This window comes from Tenacibaculum tangerinum (genome assembly GCF_029853675.1).
Lineage (GTDB): Bacteria > Bacteroidota > Bacteroidia > Flavobacteriales > Flavobacteriaceae > Polaribacter > Polaribacter tangerinum_A.
The window spans coordinates 1556396-1574272 of the sequence record NZ_CP122539.1; the positions used below are offsets into that span (position 1 = coordinate 1556396).

The following is a 17877-nucleotide window of genomic DNA, read 5'->3' on the forward strand; positions in this document are numbered from 1 at the left end:
GTTGCAGTTATCACTACAACTCGTTCTGATTTGCACGGGTTGAGAGACTCGAACTCCCGACACCTGGTTTTGGAGACCAGTGCTCTACCAACTGAGCTAAACCCGTATTTTAAAGGAGTCTCTCCTAAAAAGAGACTCCTTTATATCTTTATAATTAAACTATAATTAGTCTAAGATTTCAGTTACCTGACCAGCTCCTACTGTTCTACCTCCTTCACGGATAGCGAACTGTAAACCTGTGTTTAATGCGATTGGTTGGATTAAATCAACTGTAATAGTTAAGTTATCACCTGGCATTACCATTTCTACTCCATCAGGTAAGTTAATGTTACCAGTTACGTCAGTTGTACGTACGTAGAACTGTGGACGGTAGTTGTTGTGGAATGGAGTGTGACGTCCACCTTCTTCTTTCTTTAAGATATACACCTCAGCTTTAAACTTAGCGTGTGGAGTTATAGAACCTGGCTTACAGATTACCATTCCTCTCTTAATTTGAGTCTTTTCAATACCTCTTAATAAGATACCTGCGTTATCTCCAGCCTCACCTCTATCTAAGATTTGACGGAACATTTCGATACCCGTTACAGTAGACGTTAATTTTTCGTCTCCCATACCGATAATCTCTACAGGATCTCCAGTGTTCACGATACCAGTTTCGATACGTCCAGTTGCTACTGTACCACGACCAGTAATAGAGAATACATCTTCGATTGGCATTAAGAATGGCTTTTCAGTATCTCTTGGTGGCTCTTCAATCCAAGTATCAACAGCTTCCATTAATTCTAAAACTGTATCTACCCACTTTTGCTCTCCGTTTAATGCACCTAAAGCAGAACCAGCGATTACAGGACCATTATCTCCATCGTACTCATAGAAAGATAATAAGTCTCTTACTTCCATTTCTACTAATTCTAATAACTCCTCGTCATCAACCATATCTACTTTGTTTAAGAAAACAACGATACGTGGAATACCTACCTGACGACCTAATAAGATGTGCTCACGAGTTTGTGGCATTGGACCATCTGTAGCAGCTACTACTAAGATAGCACCATCCATTTGTGCAGCACCAGTTACCATGTTCTTTACGTAGTCGGCGTGACCTGGACAGTCAACGTGCGCGTAGTGACGGTTAGCTGTTGCATACTCTACGTGAGAAGAGTTAATTGTAATACCTCTTTCTTTTTCTTCTGGAGCGTTATCGATTTGATCAAAAGCTCTCTGCTCAGAATATCCAGCATCTGCTAATACTTTAGTAATTGCAGCAGTTAAAGTAGTTTTACCGTGATCTACGTGACCAATAGTACCTACGTTTAAGTGCGGTTTCGAACGATCATAAGTTCCTTTTGCCATGATTATTAATTTTAATTCTTAGTTAAATATATTTAGTGTTATTTTAAAACTCTTGTCAAATAAACTCTAAAATAGAGCCAACAACGGGATTTGAACCCGTGACCTCATCCCTACCAAGGATGCGCTCTACCAACTGAGCTATGTCGGCAACGAATTTAGAGCGGGAGACCGGGTTCGAACCGGCGACATTCAGCTTGGAAGGCTGACGCTCTACCAACTGAGCTACTCCCGCAATTTTGTTGTAAAAGAGATTGTGGGGAGAGCAGGATTCGAACCTGCGAAGTCGTAAGACAACGGAGTTACAGTCCGTCCCATTTGGCCGCTCTGGAATCTCCCCAAAAATCTTAAATCAAAATTTTAATGAACTTTTGTTCTTTTAGAGCCGATGGAGGGACTCGAACCCACGACCTGCTGATTACAAATCAGCTGCTCTAGCCAGCTGAGCTACATCGGCTTTTTGCCATAAAAAAACAATCCGCTATTTCTAACGGACTGCAAATGTAAAAAGTAATTTTTAATTTTTAAAACTTTTTTAATTATTTTTTATCTTTATTATGAAACCAAAGTACTCTTTGATTTTTCCTTCGATTTTTGTAATTGTCTTTTTAAGGAGTCTACCGACAAGCTAATTCCTTCTTCGAAAGTCTTATTTTGTTTTTTCACTATCAATTCACCTCCAGGAATATTAATTTTCACCTCAGTAATTTTATTTTCTTTTTCACTTGTTTTTTGCACTTTTAGAAACACTTCTGCATCAACAATCTTATCATGAAACTTTTCTAATCCTTCTATTTTTTTCTCAATAAAATCTATTAATTTTTGGTCTGCTGAGAAATTTACTGATTGTGTGAATACCTTCATAATTCTTCGATCTTTTAAATTGACTCTCTAGGATGAGCCTTATTATACACTTTTTTTATTTGTTCCAAGCTATTGTGCGTATACACTTGGGTAGAGGCTAAACTTGAATGCCCTAGTAATTCTTTAACCGAATTTAACGACGCACCGTTATTGAGCAAATGTGTTGCAAAAGCATGCCTTAATATATGAGGACTTTTTTTTGCTTTTGTTGACACTCTACTAAAGTACAAATTTATTATTCGGTAAACAAGAGTTTCATAAATTTTAACGCCTTTTTTAGTTACAAAAAGCACCTCTAAATCTACCTCGTCAATTTCTCTTTTTTTGCTTAAATATTCTTGTAAAGTCTTATATACTGACGGTAAGATTGTTATATATCTTTCTTTACTTCTTTTTCCTAACACTTTTATTGTTTTACCAATATGATCGATGTCTTTTTCTTTAATATTGATTAACTCGATTCTTCTCACTCCTGTTGAGTATAACATTTCTACAATCAATCGATCTCTTACCGACTCAAAATCTGACCCTTCGTTTATTAATTTTAAAACTTCTTTTACTTCATTTTGATCAAAGGCTGTTTGTATTTTTTTTTGAACTTTTAGCGCCTTGTGACTTGACAAAGGATTTGTCGTTATTTCTCCAATCTTTTGCAGAAACTTATAAAAGGTTTTTAAAGAACTTATTTTTCTATTCACACTTCTATTCGTCACATTAGCATTCACTAAACTAACAATCCATGTTCGAATTTGATTGTAATGAATATTCTCTAAATCTCCTTGATTAAACTCAATCTCACAAAAATCTTTGAAAGCTATCAAATCTGTTTTATATGCTTGAATTGTATTTTTTGAATATTTTCTCTCAAACTCTAAATATTCTAAAAAGGCTTCTATTAGCATTGTTAACTTTATTTAGTAATTGAAGATACAAAAAAAACCTGTATCGACATCAATACAGGTTTTTTATACTTTTTGAAGATTATTACTATCCTACTTCTTCTTGTGTTCTTAATCTCTGAACGTAAGATGCTTTAATCATTTGAGCACGTTTTTCTACAGATGGCTTTGTAAAATGCTTTCTGTTACGTAGTTGTTTCATCGTTTTTGTACGATCAAATTTACGTTTGTAACGTTTTAACGCTCTATCGATATTCTCTCCTTCTTTTACTGGAATGATTAACATATGTTTGCACCTCCTTTCATCGTAGTATCTATATTTTTTAAACACTGACAACACACAGTATATCAGTTAATTATATTATTTTATTTGATTTTGGTCGGCAAATATACAAAGTATTCTTTAAAATAAAATTATTTTTATCTTTTTTTAAACAAAAAAATCCTGCATCAGCAGGATTTTAAGTTTTTATGCTATCAATTGCTTTTATATGATACGAAAATAAATTTTCGAAAAATAGGAATCGCTATTACGTAGCTGGTTTATATTCCTTTTTATCAATCACCATTTTTGCAATAATTTCTTTTAGTATTTCTGAGGTTCCTCCACCTATTGGTCCCAATCTACTATCTCTTAATAAACGTGCCATTGGATATTCTTCCATATAACCATATCCTCCTAATAACTGTAAAGCATCGTATATAACTTCATCTGCCATCTTAGTAGAAAGCAACTTACTCATACTTGCTTCTTTTACCACATACCCCCCATCGTTTAAGCGTTTTGCTATAGAATAGTTGTATTCTCTACACATATCTACTCTACTTGCCATTTCTGCTACTTTATGACGTAAGGCTTGAAATTTATCTAGTGTTTTTCCGAAAGCTTCACGTTCACTCATATATTGTATTACGTAATCAACAGCATATTCTGCGCGCGCATGTGCATTTATACCCATCACTAGCCTCTCTAATGCAAAGTGTTGCATAATGTATGGAAAGCCTTTCCCTTCTTCTCCCATTAAATTTTCAGCAGGAATTACTACATTATCAAATGCTATTTCTGCCGTATCTGAAGCCTTCCAACCTAACTTATCAAGTTTAGTCGCTGCTATTCCTGGGGTATCTCTATCAACAATAAAGATACTCATTCCTTTATGTTTATCTTCAGGGTTTGTTTTGGCAGCCACCACTAAGTAATCGGAGTATACACCGTTTGTAATAAAGGTTTTTGATCCGTTAATTACATACGTATCTCCTTTTTTTATAGCCGTAGTTCGCATACCTGCCACGTCACTCCCTCCAAAGGGTTCTGAAATACACAAGCATCCAATTTTATCTCCTTCAATACTTGGCGTTAAGTATTCTTTCTTAATACGCTCATCTCCTTCTTTATTTACGTGTGTCATCGCTAAGTAAGCATGCGCCCACATATTAGCGGCAAAACCTCCTGAATTTATTTTTTGTAACTCTTCTAAAAAAATAACGGTATAAAAAAGGTCTAAACCTAATCCGCCATATTCTTCTGGTTGATTTAAACCAAAGTAACCCATTTCACCGAATTTCTTCCATATAAAACGCTCTACTGCACCTTCTTTTTCCCATTTTTCTATGTAAGGAACTACTTCTTTCTGTAAAAAATCTTTAAAACTCTGACGAAAAGCCTCATGCTCTTCGGTAAAGTACATACTATTCATAGTGGTTTGTTTATTAAATTTTGTTGCTTGTTTATTTAGCTTCCAAATATAAGACTATTCTATCGTATTTATTCAGCGGAAAGTCTTTAATATTTCTTAATTCTGAGATATTCTGGAGCTCTGCTACTTCATCTCGGTATTCAAAAATCTTTTTGCACAACGCATAATCGATATATGGATTTTTTAGCACTTCTTTAAATGTAGCTGTATTTATATTCACTTTTTTAATGTTTGGCTTTTCTACTATTGTGAAGGTTTGTAGAACCCTGTTGGCTGTTTTTTTGTCTAAGCCCCAAACTTCATACAATTGTTCTGAAAGTGAATATCCTTGAAGTTTCTTTCGGTATTTGATGATTCGAGAAGATAGCACTTCTCCTACTCCGCTAATAGTTTCAAAATCTTCTTGAGTCGCTTGATTAAGATTTGTAGTACTCACCGTTGGTTGCACATACTGTGAGTTTTGATTTTCGTTAATACTACTGCTTATCAATGTTGCTCTGGGTGTAGACTGAGGTTTTCTCTTATTTTTAGCAGTGACCCAATCTGGGAATTTAAAATACGGAGCTATTTCACTTAATAAGCTATCTGATATTTTTGTTACTTGTTTAAAGTCTTCAGCAGAGTTAATCCATTTTTGTTGTTTTCTGTAGTTGTGCAGTCTATCAATCTCTTCTACAGACATTCCTAATTGATACCCTTTAAAATCGGTAATATAATTGGGATTAAATGGATATAATTTCGGTTTTCTGTTGGTTAATTCAACCTGTTTTAAACTGTCTACCTGATATTGAAACGCTAGTAACTCACTTGTTTTTATCTCTTGAACTTCTTCCGCAGAAAAATCGACAAACATATAAATGATTTGCAATACAACAATTGTAAACAGCAAAAAGAAAACCCCATTTCTTTGGCGTTTGTAATACCAGAAATGGGGTTTACATATTTTCATTTATTATGATTACAGATGGTTATTAACGTCTACTGCTCCATCTTCAATTGCTTCTTCTTTCTTGTTAATTGCATTCATGTATTTAGATAGTTCTTTTTTAATTACTGGTGATAACATTACTACCCCAATAATATTTGGCACTACCATCGCAAAAATCATTGCATCAGAGAAATCAATTACAGCGCCTAAACTAATAGATGCCCCAACTACTACAAAGAATAAGAATAAAATTTTATACACTAAATCAGTAATTTTTCCTTTCCCGAATAAGAATTTCCAACCTTGCATTCCATAATAAGACCATGATATCATTGTTGAGAATGCGAAAAGGATTACGGCAATAGTCAATACAATTGAAAAGTGAGGTATTACAGAATCAAAAGCTATTGCTGTTAACTCAACTCCTTCTTTAATTGGAACTCCATATTCCATAAACTGACCATCAAAATTTGTAATAATGATAACCAAAGCTGTCATTGTACAAATAACAACGGTATCAACAAATGGCTCTAATAATGCAACAATACCCTCACTTGCTGGGTACTTGGTACGAACTGCTGAGTGCGCTATGGCGGCTGAACCTACCCCTGCTTCGTTAGAAAAGGCTCCTCTTCGAATACCTTGAATCATAACTCCTATTAAACCTCCTGCTATTCCTAAACCTGAAAATGCACCTTCAAAGATTAACCCAAAAGCATCGTCTATTAAACTAAAGTTTGCAAACAATATAATTACCGCTGCTAGCACATAAATTCCTGCCATAAAAGGAACTACTTTTTCAGTTACCGAAGCAATTCTTTTTATTCCTCCAATAATTACTACCGCAACTAAAACAGCCATTACCAAACCAAAATACAATCCTGAGTTTGGCCCTGTTAATTCAAAAAGTTTAGTAAACTGAGCAGCTGCCTGATTGGCTTGAAACATATTTCCTCCACCAAACGAACCTCCTATAACAAAGATTGCAAATAAAACTGCTAAAACTTTACCTATTCCTCCTACTCCTTTTTCTTTTAATCCCTTTGTTAGGTAATACATGGGTCCTCCGTATACGGTTCCATCTTCACCTACATCTCTATATTTTACCCCTAAGGTACACTCTGCAAATTTAGAAGCCATTCCTAGCAAACCTGCCAAAATCATCCAGAAAGTAGCTCCTGGACCACCAATAGATAATGCAACAGCAACACCTGCTATATTACCTAAACCTACAGTCGCAGAAAGAGCTGCGGTTAACGCTTGAAAGTGAGAAACCTCACCGTCTACCGATTCGTCTCTTATCGTTTCAAAAATATCTCCCCCTGGGGTTTGATCTCCGTATAATTTATCAACACCGTGCTTTTCTATGTCTTCATATTTTCCTCTTACTACTTGTATAGCAGTTTTAAAACCTACGAAGTTTATAAATTTAAAATAAAAGGTAAAATATAGTGCACCACCTATCAAAACAATTAACACCCAAGGTATTTTAAAATTTTCCGAAAATGGAATTTCGTAAAATATTGCATTTACAAACCACCCTGTATAATCTTTAAAAATCGAATCTATTTTGTCTGTTGTACTTTCAAAAGCGAAAGTAAACATTGGTGCTAGAGTAAAAAGCAGTGTCAGTAATCTTTTATTCATAATTGTTTTTGATTATTTTTTGATTTTGTTGCCTGCAATATCATAAAAAAATGCACTTACGACAAGTTTTCATTGTTAAATATGTTTTTTATGTTAGGCTTTGTTTATTTTTTTGTAAATCTTCTTTAAAAGATTTTGGATGCAAATCTAATTTTCTTTGAGTTTTTGTTAAATCAAAACCTGTTTTAGCAGGACGGTGTGCTACTTGATTTAACTCTACGGTTGAAACTGGCTTTATTAAGTTTTTATTCAGATTAAAAACCTCAGCTATTTGCTGCGCTATTTCGTAAATACTCAATAACTTATTAGATGAAACATTAAATATTCCAACTGCTTTTTTATCAATTGACTGTTTGCAGGCGAAAGCCAAATCGCCAACATAGGTTGGCATACGAAACTGGTCGTTTACTATGGTGAGTTCTTTGCCTTCTTCTAACGATTTCTTTACCCATAACACAATGTTATTTCGTGACATATTTTTTACTTTTCCGTAAACCAATATGGTTCGTAAAATAGTATATTGTACATTAGAGTTCGTTAAAACTTCTTCAGACTTCAACTTGGAGAGTCCGTAATAACTTAACGGATTAGGTTTATCGGTTTCCTTGTAGGGTCCGTTTTTTCCATCAAAAATAAAATCTGTTGAAATATGAATGAGGTGAGTATTCTTCTTTTCCGAGTAGTTTTTCAGATACTCAACTGCAGCTACATTTAATTTATCACAAACCTGTTTATTAGTTTCACAAGCATCGACATCTGTCATTGCCGCTGTGTTTACAATTACATCTGGTTTATAATGTACAAGTGCTTTATAAAGAAGTTCTTGGTTTGTAATATCTATTGAGAGGTATTCAAAATCATCTCTTCCACTTCTATTCTCTCCTTTTGAAAAACCTACAACCTCATACGCTTCTTTTTCTTCTAGCAAGAGGTTTACTAAGGTTTGCCCTAACAAACCATTACTTCCCGTAATAACAATCTTTTTCATTAAAAAATTTCTCTCAGCGTTTTAATTTGTTCAGGACGCCCTAACACAATTAAATTTCCTCCTGCTTCTAGTTTTACTGATGCTTCAGGGTTAATAATATAGTCTTTATTTGGAGTACGATATCCTATAACTGTACATCCTGTTCTTCTACGTAAATCTAAATCTAAAATTGTTTTATCGATATATCTCTCTGGCAAATCATTAATAACTACTTCTTCTAAGTTTGCTGTAGTTTCTCCTTCAATAGTTAGTCTATCAACAAACTCAATAACATCTGGGGTAACCACTAAAGAAGCCATGTGAGACCCTCCTAACTTATCTGGCATAATTACATTATCTGCCCCAGCTATTTTTAACTTGCTATAGGAGGTTTCTTTAGATGCTCGACTAATTACTTTGCAGTTTTTATTTAGTTGCTTTGCGGTTAATACCACAAATAAATTATCTGCATCAGAAGGCAAGGCTGTTATTAGGTTTGCAGCCTTCATAATTCCGGCTCTTACTAATGTTTCATCGAGCGTAGCATCTCCTTCTATAGCCAGCACTCCTCTTGCTTCTATCTGTTTCACCATACTCTCAAATTTTTCAACAACTACTACTTCTTTTTTATAACTCTCTAGTTTTGAAATAGCTTGTTTTCCGTTTCTTCCGTAACCACATACTATGGTGTGTCCGTTTAATTGTTCAATTCTTTTTTGCACTTTTTTTATTTTTATTTGATGAAAAAATTGCCCACTAATTAAATATTCTGAAAATGATGATACTGCATACCCGAAGATAAATAAACTGGATATGATTAAACCTATCGTAAATAGTTTTTCTCCTGTTCCAAAAGGATGTACTTCTCCAAAACCAACCGTACTAATTGTTATGATTGTCATATAAATGGCATCCACTACAGAATATCCAAATAACAAGATATACCCCAATACTCCTACTGAAACGATCAATACAGAAAAGGTTACAGCCTTATATAGCCTTGATTGAATTACAGTACTAATCATAAATCAAAAACGGAGGTTCTTTTGGTGTAAATCATATCTTTTAATCGTAATAAAAATGCCATTGTTAAATACAATCCGAATGACAGTCCTATGGTTACAAATGACATGTATATAAAAAACAAACGAACATTGGTTGCTCGAATACCTAAACGGTCTGCAAACCGTGAAGACACATTGAACCCATACCGTTCAAAAAAATGTCGTACAGAATTAATCAACTTCATTTTACTTGTTTAAGTTTAATCGCAAGATACCAATTTCAAATCATTTGTTAACAATCACTACTTCAAAATAAATTTGGTTTTGGTAACTTTGCTGTTTTTGGTAAAATACTCACTTTGAAAGAACAAGAATACATAGAAGTTTACGGAGCCCGTGCTCATAATTTAAAAAATATTGATGTTAAAATTCCTCGTGAAAAACTTGTAGTTATTACGGGGTTAAGCGGAAGCGGAAAATCTTCTTTAGCATTCGATACTATTTATGCAGAAGGGCAACGTCGTTATATTGAAACATTTTCTGCTTATGCACGTCAGTTTTTAGGTGGCTTGGAAAGACCTGATGTAGATAAAATTGACGGACTCTCGCCAGTAATTTCTATTGAACAAAAAACAACCAATAAGAGTCCACGCTCTACAGTTGGAACGATTACTGAAATATACGATTTTTTAAGATTGCTTTTCTCACGTGCTGCCGATGCATATTCATATAATACAGGTGAGAAAATGGTGAGCTATTCTGACGAGCAAATCAAAAATCTAATTTTAAAAGATTTTGACGGAAAACGTATTGCTATTCTTGCTCCATTAATTAAATCGAGAAAAGGACATTATCGTGAATTATTCGAACAAATTTCTAAACAAGGTTTTATTCGTGTTCGTGTCGATGGAGAAATTCGCGAGATAGAAAAAGGCATGAAACTCGACCGTTACAAAACACACGATATCGAAGTGGTTATCGACCGTTTAGTCGTAAATAACGCCGCTGAAAAACGCTTAGAAGAAACGATTAAAACAGCTTTATATACGGGTGATAATATATTAATGGTAATTGATGTTGATGATGAAAAGCCTCGTTATTTTAGTCGTGAACTCATGTGTCCTACTACAGGCATCGCTTATCCAAATCCTGAACCGAATACATTTTCTTTCAACTCGCCAAAAGGTGCATGTCCTCACTGTAACGGCTTAGGAATCACTAACGAGATAAACCCTAGAAAAATAATTCCAGATGAGAGTATTTCTATTAAAAACGGAGGTATCGTTCCCTTAGGAGAACAAAAAAACAGTTGGATTTTTAAACAGTTACAAACTATTGCCGAGCGTTATCGCTTTAAATTAACTGATACTATAAAAAGTATTCCAAAAGAAGCTATGAACGTTATTTTACATGGCGGGAAAGAAACATTTGAAATCCAATCAAAAGCAGCTGGAGTTACAAGAAACTATGAAATTGATTTTGAAGGAATTATTGCTTTTATTGAAAATCAGTATAAAAACTCTGAAAGCACCTCTATAAAACGATGGGCAAAAGGATTTATGGATGAAGTCAATTGTTCAGTTTGTGAAGGGAAGCGTCTAAAAAAAGAAGCCCTTCACTTTAAAATTACTGACAAAAACATTAGCGATTTAGCACAGATGGACATTCTAGAATTGGCTGATTGGTTTCAAAAAGTTGACACAAAATTATCTGAAAAACAGCGCACTATTGCTACCGAAATTTTAAAAGAAATCCGTACCAGAATTCAATTTCTATTAGATGTGGGATTGGATTATTTAACTTTAGACAGAACGTCTAAATCGCTATCTGGTGGAGAAGCACAACGTATACGACTGGCAACACAAATAGGCTCACAACTTGTAGGTGTATTATATATTTTAGATGAACCAAGTATTGGCTTACATCAACGTGATAATCAAAAATTAATCGACTCGCTAATCAAACTTCGTGATGTAGGAAATTCTGTTTTAGTAGTTGAGCATGATGAAGACATGATAAAGAATGCCGATTTCGTTTTAGATATTGGTCCTGGTGCAGGGCGCCACGGAGGTGAAATTGTAAGTAAAGGAACTTTTAACGATTTAAAAGACCATGATACGCTAACCGCAGATTACTTATCTAAAAGAAAAGAAATTGAGGTTCCTAAAAAACGTCGTGGAGGAAACGGAAAAACAATCTCTTTAAAAGGAGCTTCTGGCAACAACTTAAAAAATGTTTCGGTTGAATTTCCGTTAGGAAAAATGATATGTGTTACAGGAGTTTCAGGAAGTGGGAAATCTACCTTAATTAACGAAACCTTATACCCTATTTTAAATGCCCACATTTATAGAGCGGTAAAAAAACCGATGCCCTATAAAAAAGTTGACGGATTAGAACATATCGACAAAGTGATTGACATTGACCAATCTCCTATCGGTAGAACTCCGCGCTCTAACCCTGCTACATACACAGGAGTGTTTGGTGAAATTAGAAGTTTATTTGCTAAAACCCCAGAAGCATCCATTCGAGGCTATAAACCTGGCCGATTTAGCTTTAATGTAAAAGGCGGACGCTGCGAAACTTGCCAAGGTGGTGGAGTTCGTGTTATTGAAATGAATTTTCTCCCCGACGTTCATGTAGAATGCGAAACTTGCCAAGGAAAACGCTTTAATCGAGAAACCTTAGAAATTCGTTATAAAGGTAAATCAATTTCAGATATATTAGAAATGACTATTAACGAAGCGACTGCTTTTTTTGAACACATTCCTAAAATACATCGAAAACTAAAAACCATCAAAGACGTTGGTTTGGGATATATTACACTTGGGCAACAGTCTACCACCTTATCTGGTGGCGAAGCACAACGAATTAAATTGGCTTCTGAACTATCAAAAAGAGACACAGGAAACACCTTTTATATTCTCGATGAACCTACTACAGGGTTGCATTTTGAAGACATTCGTGTGCTTATGAATGTTTTAAACAAACTCACTGATAAAGGAAATACTGTACTTATTATAGAACACAACCTCGATGTTATTAAACTCGCCGACTATATCATCGACATTGGCATGGAAGGGGGCAAAAAAGGAGGAGAATTAGTAACTTTTGGCACTCCTGAAGAAGTTGCTCAGCACAAGAAAAGCTACACGGCAAAATTCTTAAGAAAAGAGTTAAAAAATTAAATTCTTAACAATATTCTCGTTTTAATAACTTATTTTTAACATATAACTTTTGATTTTTTAAAATAGTTTGCTTAGATTTATAATCTGATTTTAAGCATTTATTAAAATCAATAGTATTGCCCCCGAAATTATTTGACCATGAGAATAGAAAAACAATCTGTGTTAATTGCAGATAATTGTCCGTTAATTTGCGAGACATACCAGAATATAATATCTAAAATTGCTAGACTAAATCCTAATTTTAGTTTTAACACTGATATTACTTACAATTGTAATGGAGCTTACGACATTGTGAAGAAAACAATTGAAAAAGAAACTACTCTAAATTTTATTGTTTTAGACTTAAAGCTCTCTCCTTCTAATAATAGAAAAATACTTTCTGGAGAAGATCTTGGACTTTTAGTAAGAAAGTTATTACCCAGTACCAAAATAATTATTTGTACTGACTGTAATGACAACTACAGAATTCATAGTGTTTTTAAAAGTTTAAATCCAGAAGGTTTTATTATAAAAAACGACTTAACTTCAAAAGAACTAAAAAACGCAATAAAGAATATAACAAACAATATTCCTTACTACAGCAAAACAGTTTTAAGTCTTTTAAGAAAAGAAGTTTCTAACAACTTTTCTATAGATTCATTAGACCGTAAAATTTTATATGAACTTTCCTTAGGCTCTAAAATGAAAGAAATGCCTAATTACATCCCTCTTTCTGCTGCAAGCATTGAAAAGCGTAAAAGACATCTAAAAAAAGTTTTTAATGTAAAAGCTAAAGGAGATAGGGAGTTGATATTAATAGCCAAAGAAAAAGGCTTTATTTAGAAATAAAAATACGATTTTTCCTTACTTTTTTTATGGTTTTTCTATAAAAAAGATCAAAATCAAAAATTAGTTTTGGGAAAAAATTAAAATAGTTATTCTTTAAAATCCTTTACCATTGAAAGACACATTAATCAATTTAGTACAAAAATTACTTAAGAAAAACAAAATTTCTTTTGACAAAGAAGAGTTGGCTTTTCAAATTCAAAGCCATCCTTCTTATCCGAGTTTACATGCAATAACAGGTGTATTAGATCATTTTAACATTGAAAATGTTGCTGCCGACGTTCCTGTAAATTCAGAAACGCTCTCACAACTGCCCGATTGCTTTATTGCACAAATAAACACCGATTATGGTCAAGATTTAGTTGTTATCGAAAAAAACGACATTGAATACATTATTCATAATTCAGAAAATAAAAAAGAAAAAATATCTGAAGATGATTTTCTTAGTAAGTTTACAGGTATTATCGTAGCTGTTGAAGAAACAGAAAATTATCAAGCACCTAAAGACAATACTAAGCTAGCAAAAGCTGTCGGCTTTTCTCTAATTATTGGTCTAGCATTATTTCATGTATTCAACAACACCTCTTCTTGGTACAGCACTTTCTTTTTTCTGCTATCGATAGTAGGCGTTTTTATTAGCGTTGCCATTGTTAAGCAAGAATTAGGGCTAAAAACCTCTATTGGAGATGCTTTTTGCTCAGGTACTGACGATAAAAAAGACTGTGATGCCGTGTTAACCTCTAAAGGCGCAGAAGTTTTTAAGGGGTATAAATTAAGTGATTTCTGTATCCTTTATTTTTCTGGGTTATCACTTTTAACCTTTATACAAATTTCTAATCCTGTAATATCTTACACTATCAGTTTACTCGCTGTACCTATTACTCTATACTCTTTATACTACCAATACGCTGTGGTAAAAAAATGGTGTCTTTTGTGTTTGAGTATTGTTGGAGTACTATGGCTACAAGCTTTAATTCCCGTTTTAAGCAATAGCTATATAGAGGAATTTGTCGTAGCTGATTTTATTACCTTTGGATTGGTTGCTACTCTAACATGGATTACATGGAACTATATAAAACCTTTATTTACTGAAGTTAATGAACTTAAAAAAGAAAAAATTGAAAGTGTAAAATTCAAAAGAAACTATGCGCTATTTGATAATTTACTTCAAAAATCGCCTCAAATCGACACGCAATTAGATAATAGTCAAGAAATTGTATTTGGCAATCCAAACGCTAACCTAGAATTAACCATTATCACCAATCCTTTTTGCGGACATTGTAAGCCTGTTCATGCCCATGTTGATGAAATTTTTAAAAGGTATCAAGATAAGGTAAAAATCAAGATACGTTTCAACATCAATACAGAAGATAAAGAAAATGATATTGTAAAGATTACTAGTAGGCTTATAGAAATATACAACACCAAGGGTGAAAAAGAGTGCCTAACTGCCATGGACGCTATTTACGAAGGGCAAAAACCTGCCGATTGGTTAAAAGAATGGGGTACCTGTGAAAATAAAGAGCCATATATTGCTGTACTAGAAGAAGAAAAAAAATGGTGTACAGAAAACGCTATCAACTTTACTCCAGAAATATTAATTAATGGAAGATCATTTCCAAAAGAATACAAAAGAACTGATTTAATACTATTTATTGAAGACCTAGAAGAAAATTCTCAAGTTTTAATGAGTAGTATGTAAGCTATATATAAAAGACAAAGCCCCGTAAAGGGCTTTGCATGTTTGAACAAAATTCTCTCGCGAAGAATAGACACAATGGTGAGTGTCTTTAAATGTTCGCCGCAAAAGTAACCTTAATATTTGAATTATGAAAAAACAAATTTTAAACTTAGGTAAAGCTTTAAAAAAAGCGGAACAAAAAAAAGTTAGTGGAGGAGGACATATTATCTCTCCACGTGAATGTTGTGGTGGTACTGGGGGTATAATAGTAAACTCTGTACACTGTTCAATGGGAACTTACGGAACAGATTACTGTAACGGACGATGCTGGGCTTGTTATTAATTAAAAACTAAACATCATGAAAAAACAGATTTTAAACTTAGGTAACGCTTTAAATAAAGCAGAACAAACTCAAATTAATGGAGGTTTAAAATTAAAGCCTACTCTATGTTGTGATCCAGCACTGAGATGCTGTACCACAAGTCATTTAGCTCAAAACAATGCCAGTTGTGGAGGAACATATATTTCAGGCTGCCAATACCATCCAGCAACAGAGTGTTGTATCTAAAAACATTTATCATGAAAAAACAAATTTTAAACTTGGGTACTATTTTAGACAAAGCAACTCAAAAGCTAATTAATGGAGGTGATAATCCTGTAGGTTTTTGTGACGAGAATAACAGTTGCCCTTCTGGTCAATATTGTAACGGATTTTATTGCTATGTAGATAATGATAATGGTGCAGGTGGCAGTAACAATTGTACTCATCCGTGGCAGTTTTGTCCAAATGGCGGCATTAGCTGTACAGGGTGTTAATCAGTAAAAACTAAAGATCATGAAAAAACAAATTTTAAATTTAGGTAACGCTTTAAATAAAGCAGAACAAACCCGAATTAACGGAGGAAGACCAACATATTGTCAATGTGACTCTGACTGTGGAGGTGGACAACACTGTTGTAGTAATATATGTTATTACCCCTCAGCTCCTAACTATCCTACAGGCAATTGCCCTGCTCAACCCTGCCTTAAGTTAGAATAGTTTTCAATTCAAACGTAAGCTCATTTAAAAACCATTGTAACTTTTGAAATATATTATGTAATACATATGATTTATAAGTTGAGCTTTCTTTAATTTTTTAAAAACAACTTTAAACTTCTAAATATGAAAAAACAACTTTTAAACTTAGGTAAAGTTTTAAACAAAGCAGAACAAACTTTAATTAACGGAGGTAGAATGCAATGCGATGCTAATAGAGACCGTATATGTGAAGACTTTGGCTGGAAATGTGCAGAAACTTACTGCCAATTAATGCCTTTTTAATCATGAGAAAATCAATTTTAAACTTAGGTAAAGCTTTAAACAAAGCTGAACAAAAAATTATTAGTGGAGGCGGTCTTAGATCTTGTTCACCCTTTTTTGGTGCATGTCGTTTTAATTCAGATTGTTGTACTGAAGAGAATGATGGCTACCCTGTTCATTGCATCAATAGAGTTTGTATTCCAACATAAAAAGTAGAACCTAAACATTAGGTCTTGAAACCTTTAAAAACTTAACAATGAAAAAACAAATTTTAAAATTAGGTAACGCTTTAAAAAAAGCAGAACAAAAAAAAGTTAGTGGAGGACGTAACCCACTACTTGCATGTTGTGGTGGTACTGGGGGTATAATAGTAAACTCTGCACACTGTTCAATGGGAACTTACGGAACAGATTACTGTAACGGACAATGCTGGGCTTGTTATTAATTAAAAACTAAACATCATGAAAAAACAGATTTTAAACTTAGGTAAACCTTTAAATAAATCGGAACAACAATTCATTAATGGGGGACGTGATCCACAGTGTTGTGGTGGTACAGGAGGTATGGAAATAGATTCTTTACACTGTGAATATGGGCTCTTTGGCACAGATTACTGCAACGGAAAATGCTTTTGGTGCTATTAATCAAAAACTAAAAATCATGAAAAAACAAATTTCAAACTTGGGTACAGTTTTAGACAAAACAACTCAAAAACTAATTAATGGAGGTGACGACATCATTGGTTTTTGTGACTATCAAGGAAATTGCCCAGCTGGAAGTTATTGCGAAAACGATTTCTGTGTCAAAGACCATTCATCGGGAGGTGGACCTGGTGGTGGTGGGTCTGGGTGTATTAATCCTCATAGATTTTGTGAAAACGAGTACGACACCTGTTGCTACTACGCATAAAATAACAATCAATTTAACAATATTAATATTAAAAAACAAAACAAATGAAAAAACAACTTTTAAACTTAGGTAAAGTTTTAAACAAAGCAAAACAAACTCAAATTAATGGAGGTAGAAGGCAATGCGACATCAATGGAGACCGCATATGTGAAGACTTTGGTTGGAGATGTGCAGAAACTTACTGCCAATTAATATCTATTTAATCATGAAAAAACAAATTTTAAGATTAGGAAAAATTTTGCCAAAGGCAGAACAAACTAAAATTAATGGGGGTATAGCTATCGCATGCTACTCTCATGCAGATTGCCCTAGACACATGGGATGCTGTAAAGACAGCCCTTATGTTGGATTATGTATGGAAGGAGAAGATTACAGAATGTATTGTGATAATTAAAAAGCAAAACAAATGAAAAAACAAATTTTAAATTTAGGGAAAGCTTTAGATAAAAAACAACAATCTAAAATTAATGGAGGTTTTTTTTCTTGTGTAAGATCCTCAGATTGCTCAGGTAGATATGATTGTTGCTCAGGAGGTACATGTATAAACACTAGTTACGCCTTTTTGCAACCTTATTGCTCATAATAATTACTATAACTAGGTTAGAAATTGTATATTTCTA

The 17877-nt window shown here is 33.8% G+C and carries 24 protein-coding genes and 5 tRNA genes; 14 read left to right on the plus strand and 15 right to left on the minus strand.

Annotated elements, in window-relative coordinates:
- Nucleotides 1-33 precede the first annotated feature (33 nt).
- The 15 genes from P8625_RS06720 to P8625_RS06790 form a co-directional block, all read right to left on the minus strand.
- A tRNA-Trp gene (locus tag P8625_RS06720) sits at nt 34-106 on the minus strand.
- 59 nt (nt 107-165) lie between these two features.
- Nucleotides 166-1353, minus strand: coding sequence for an elongation factor Tu (tuf, locus tag P8625_RS06725; RefSeq protein WP_279652693.1), 1188 nt, complete (start codon nt 1351-1353; stop codon nt 166-168).
- 75 nt (nt 1354-1428) lie between these two features.
- Nucleotides 1429-1501, minus strand: a tRNA-Thr gene (locus tag P8625_RS06730).
- A gap of 11 nt (nt 1502-1512) precedes the next feature.
- Nucleotides 1513-1585, minus strand: a tRNA-Gly gene (locus P8625_RS06735).
- A gap of 22 nt (nt 1586-1607) precedes the next feature.
- Nucleotides 1608-1690: transfer RNA gene (locus tag P8625_RS06740), tRNA-Tyr, on the minus strand.
- Between the two features lie 43 nt (nt 1691-1733).
- Nucleotides 1734-1807, minus strand: a tRNA-Thr gene (locus tag P8625_RS06745).
- A 98-nt stretch (nt 1808-1905) separates the two neighbouring features.
- Nucleotides 1906-2214: a ribosome hibernation-promoting factor, HPF/YfiA family gene (gene hpf, locus P8625_RS06750; RefSeq protein ID WP_279652694.1), complete on the minus strand. Its 309-nt coding sequence runs from the start codon at nt 2212-2214 to the stop codon at nt 1906-1908.
- Between the two features lie 14 nt (nt 2215-2228).
- Complete coding sequence (locus tag P8625_RS06755; protein WP_279652695.1) at nt 2229-3116, minus strand: tyrosine-type recombinase/integrase; 888 nt, start codon at nt 3114-3116, stop codon at nt 2229-2231.
- 85 nt (nt 3117-3201) lie between these two features.
- Nucleotides 3202-3399 carry a 30S ribosomal protein S21 gene (gene rpsU, locus P8625_RS06760; RefSeq protein WP_279652696.1) on the minus strand — a complete coding sequence of 66 codons (198 nt, stop codon included), beginning with the start codon at nt 3397-3399 and terminating at the stop codon, nt 3202-3204.
- 244 nt (nt 3400-3643) lie between these two features.
- Nucleotides 3644-4810: an acyl-CoA dehydrogenase family protein gene (locus tag P8625_RS06765; RefSeq protein ID WP_279652697.1), complete on the minus strand. Its 1167-nt coding sequence runs from the start codon at nt 4808-4810 to the stop codon at nt 3644-3646.
- Nucleotides 4811-4841: 31 nt separating this feature from the next.
- Nucleotides 4842-5678 carry a ComEA family DNA-binding protein gene (locus tag P8625_RS06770; RefSeq protein ID WP_279652698.1) on the minus strand — a complete coding sequence of 279 codons (837 nt, stop codon included), beginning with the start codon at nt 5676-5678 and terminating at the stop codon, nt 4842-4844.
- A 90-nt stretch (nt 5679-5768) separates the two neighbouring features.
- Entirely contained in the window at nt 5769-7385 is a 1617-nt protein-coding gene (locus tag P8625_RS06775) for an alanine/glycine:cation symporter family protein (RefSeq protein WP_279652699.1), read from the minus strand.
- Nucleotides 7386-7473: 88 nt separating this feature from the next.
- Nucleotides 7474-8373 (minus strand): dTDP-4-dehydrorhamnose reductase, encoded by a 900-nt coding sequence (gene rfbD, locus P8625_RS06780; RefSeq protein WP_279652700.1) that lies wholly within the window; start codon nt 8371-8373, stop codon nt 7474-7476.
- Complete coding sequence (locus P8625_RS06785; protein WP_279652701.1) at nt 8373-9377, minus strand: potassium channel family protein; 1005 nt, start codon at nt 9375-9377, stop codon at nt 8373-8375. Before P8625_RS06785 ends, rfbD begins: the two co-directional genes overlap by 1 nt.
- Nucleotides 9374-9601, minus strand: coding sequence for a PspC domain-containing protein (locus P8625_RS06790; RefSeq protein ID WP_279652702.1), 228 nt, complete (start codon nt 9599-9601; stop codon nt 9374-9376). Before P8625_RS06790 ends, P8625_RS06785 begins: the two co-directional genes overlap by 4 nt.
- A gap of 114 nt (nt 9602-9715) precedes the next feature.
- On the opposite strand from P8625_RS06790, the gene uvrA reads away from it, so the two are divergent.
- The 14 genes from uvrA to P8625_RS06860 all read left to right on the plus strand — a co-directional run bounded on the left by uvrA (nt 9716) and on the right by P8625_RS06860 (nt 17840).
- Nucleotides 9716-12541 carry an excinuclease ABC subunit UvrA gene (uvrA, locus tag P8625_RS06795; protein WP_279652703.1) on the plus strand — a complete coding sequence of 942 codons (2826 nt, stop codon included), beginning with the start codon at nt 9716-9718 and terminating at the stop codon, nt 12539-12541.
- Nucleotides 12542-12679: 138 nt separating this feature from the next.
- On the plus strand, nt 12680-13363 hold the full coding sequence (locus tag P8625_RS06800) for a DNA-binding response regulator (protein ID WP_279652704.1): 684 nt from the start codon (nt 12680-12682) through the stop codon (nt 13361-13363).
- 115 nt (nt 13364-13478) lie between these two features.
- Nucleotides 13479-15068, plus strand: a complete 1590-nt coding sequence (locus P8625_RS06805) for a vitamin K epoxide reductase family protein (protein WP_279652705.1) — start codon at nt 13479-13481, stop codon at nt 15066-15068.
- A 127-nt stretch (nt 15069-15195) separates the two neighbouring features.
- The gene (locus P8625_RS06810) at nt 15196-15390 is read left to right on the plus strand and encodes a hypothetical protein (protein ID WP_279652706.1); all 195 of its coding nucleotides are present in this window, start codon (nt 15196-15198) and stop codon (nt 15388-15390) included.
- A gap of 16 nt (nt 15391-15406) precedes the next feature.
- Nucleotides 15407-15616: a hypothetical protein gene (locus tag P8625_RS06815; RefSeq protein ID WP_279652707.1), complete on the plus strand. Its 210-nt coding sequence runs from the start codon at nt 15407-15409 to the stop codon at nt 15614-15616.
- 11 nt (nt 15617-15627) lie between these two features.
- Nucleotides 15628-15864 (plus strand): hypothetical protein, encoded by a 237-nt coding sequence (locus tag P8625_RS06820; protein WP_279652708.1) that lies wholly within the window; start codon nt 15628-15630, stop codon nt 15862-15864.
- 346 nt (nt 15865-16210) lie between these two features.
- Entirely contained in the window at nt 16211-16369 is a 159-nt protein-coding gene (locus P8625_RS06825) for a hypothetical protein (RefSeq protein WP_279652709.1), read from the plus strand.
- A gap of 2 nt (nt 16370-16371) precedes the next feature.
- Nucleotides 16372-16557, plus strand: coding sequence for a hypothetical protein (locus P8625_RS06830; protein WP_279652710.1), 186 nt, complete (start codon nt 16372-16374; stop codon nt 16555-16557).
- 47 nt (nt 16558-16604) lie between these two features.
- A complete protein-coding gene (locus P8625_RS06835; RefSeq protein ID WP_279652711.1) occupies nt 16605-16793 on the plus strand; it encodes a hypothetical protein in 189 nt (62 codons plus the stop codon).
- 16 nt (nt 16794-16809) lie between these two features.
- The gene (locus tag P8625_RS06840; RefSeq protein WP_279652712.1) at nt 16810-16992 is read left to right on the plus strand and encodes a hypothetical protein; all 183 of its coding nucleotides are present in this window, start codon (nt 16810-16812) and stop codon (nt 16990-16992) included.
- Nucleotides 16993-17008: 16 nt separating this feature from the next.
- On the plus strand, nt 17009-17257 hold the full coding sequence (locus P8625_RS06845; RefSeq protein WP_279652713.1) for a hypothetical protein: 249 nt from the start codon (nt 17009-17011) through the stop codon (nt 17255-17257).
- A 44-nt stretch (nt 17258-17301) separates the two neighbouring features.
- Nucleotides 17302-17460, plus strand: a complete 159-nt coding sequence (locus P8625_RS06850; protein WP_279652714.1) for a hypothetical protein — start codon at nt 17302-17304, stop codon at nt 17458-17460.
- A gap of 35 nt (nt 17461-17495) precedes the next feature.
- Nucleotides 17496-17651: a hypothetical protein gene (locus P8625_RS06855; RefSeq protein WP_279652715.1), complete on the plus strand. Its 156-nt coding sequence runs from the start codon at nt 17496-17498 to the stop codon at nt 17649-17651.
- Between the two features lie 12 nt (nt 17652-17663).
- Entirely contained in the window at nt 17664-17840 is a 177-nt protein-coding gene (locus tag P8625_RS06860) for a hypothetical protein (RefSeq protein WP_279652716.1), read from the plus strand.
- Nucleotides 17841-17877 lie beyond the last annotated feature (37 nt).